The sequence below is a fragment of the Paraburkholderia ginsengiterrae genome, from assembly GCF_001645125.1.
Lineage (GTDB): Bacteria > Pseudomonadota > Gammaproteobacteria > Burkholderiales > Burkholderiaceae > Paraburkholderia > Paraburkholderia ginsengiterrae.
The window spans coordinates 1-1,372 of record NZ_LXKA01000014.1 but is presented as its reverse complement, the minus strand read 5'-3'; the positions used below and the strand labels follow the sequence as shown (position 1 = coordinate 1,372).

General features: G+C 60.4%; 1 protein-coding gene. It reads left to right on the top strand.

Annotated elements, in window-relative coordinates; translation table 11 throughout:
• Positions 1-77: 77 nt before the first annotated feature.
• Positions 78-1,103, top strand: a complete 1,026-nt coding sequence (locus tag A6V37_RS01025) for an IS110 family RNA-guided transposase (RefSeq protein WP_082902924.1) — start codon at positions 78-80, stop codon at positions 1,101-1,103.
• Positions 1,104-1,372 lie beyond the last annotated feature (269 nt).

Sequence of the window (1,372 nt, the reverse complement as noted above, 5' to 3'; positions counted from 1 at the left end):
GGCTTTAATGAGATGGTCAGCCCGATCCCCACACAGCGGACTACGCTGAGTGGGGATTGTTCTTTTTGGGGACCATCATGGATGCGGTGTCGTTGATCGGCGTTGACCTGGGCAAGCATTACTTCCACCTGCACGCACAGGATGCGTCGGGCAGGATCGTGTTCCGCAAGAAGTTCACGCGCGGCCAGATGCTTACGCTGCTGGGCAATTTCCCGAGTTGCACGGTGGTGATGGAGGCCTGCGCAGGCGCCCACTGGATCGCGCGCCGGCTCCAGGCGCTGGGCCATGAAGCCCGGCTGATCTCCCCGCAATTCGTCAAACCTTTCCGGCAAGGTAACAAGAACGATTTTGCTGACGCGCAAGCGATCTGCGAAGCGGCATCGCGTCCGAGCATGCGCTTCGTGAGTCCGCACAACGAGGCCCAGCAGGTCGTTTCGGCTTTGCATCGGGTTCGCGAGGCATTGGTCCGGGAGCGAACCGGTACGATCAACCAGATTCATGCGTTCCTGCTCGAATTTGGCGTCAGCCTGCCCAAGGGCATGACGGTGATCCGGCGATTGCCGACAGTGCTGGCGGCCGAGCCACTGCCGTCGCGCCTGATCGTGCTGCTTGAGCGCTTGCATGCCCACTTCAGGTACCTGGACGAGCAGATTGTCCAGATCGAGCGCGAGCTGCTTTCACAATTGCATGAGGACGAACGCAGCGAACGGTTGTTAGAGATTCCCGGTATTGGCCCGATGACCGCGAGCGTGTTGATGTCGGAACTGGGCGATGCCCGCCAATACGGATCGGCACGCCAGTTTGCGGCCTCGATCGGGCTGGTGCCGCGCCAGTACAGTACCGGCGGCAAGCCCACCCTGCTGGGCATCAGCAAGCGCGGGGACAAGAATCTGCGACGCCTGCTGGTGCAATGCGCGCGCGTCATCATGCAGGGCATCGAGAGGCGAACCGATCTGCTGGGGGCGTGGGTTCGGGGCCTGCTGGCACGACGACACTCGAATGTAGTGGCCTGCGCCCTGGCCAATAAATTGGCGAGGATCGCCTGGGCCATCCTCGCCAAAGGGACGCATTACCGAAGCCGGCAGGCAGTCCCCGCAGCCTGACGCTTCCCACCGCTTACAGCTTCAGTTTCACGGAGTCACTTCCTGGTTTTGCGACGCGAGATAGGTGAAGACATAAACGGCTCAACGGCCGGGCAAGCAACCTGACATGAAAAACAGCACCTGGATGCTGCGGCTTTTTTTAGGTTTGCCCGGCGCAGCTCTCATCATGGGGCGGGATCTTTCCCATCCACGACCCCGGATAGATTCGAGCAAGTCCACTTTATGCCAACACCGCCTCGCTTGCAAAAATCGGGCTGACCATAGATTTT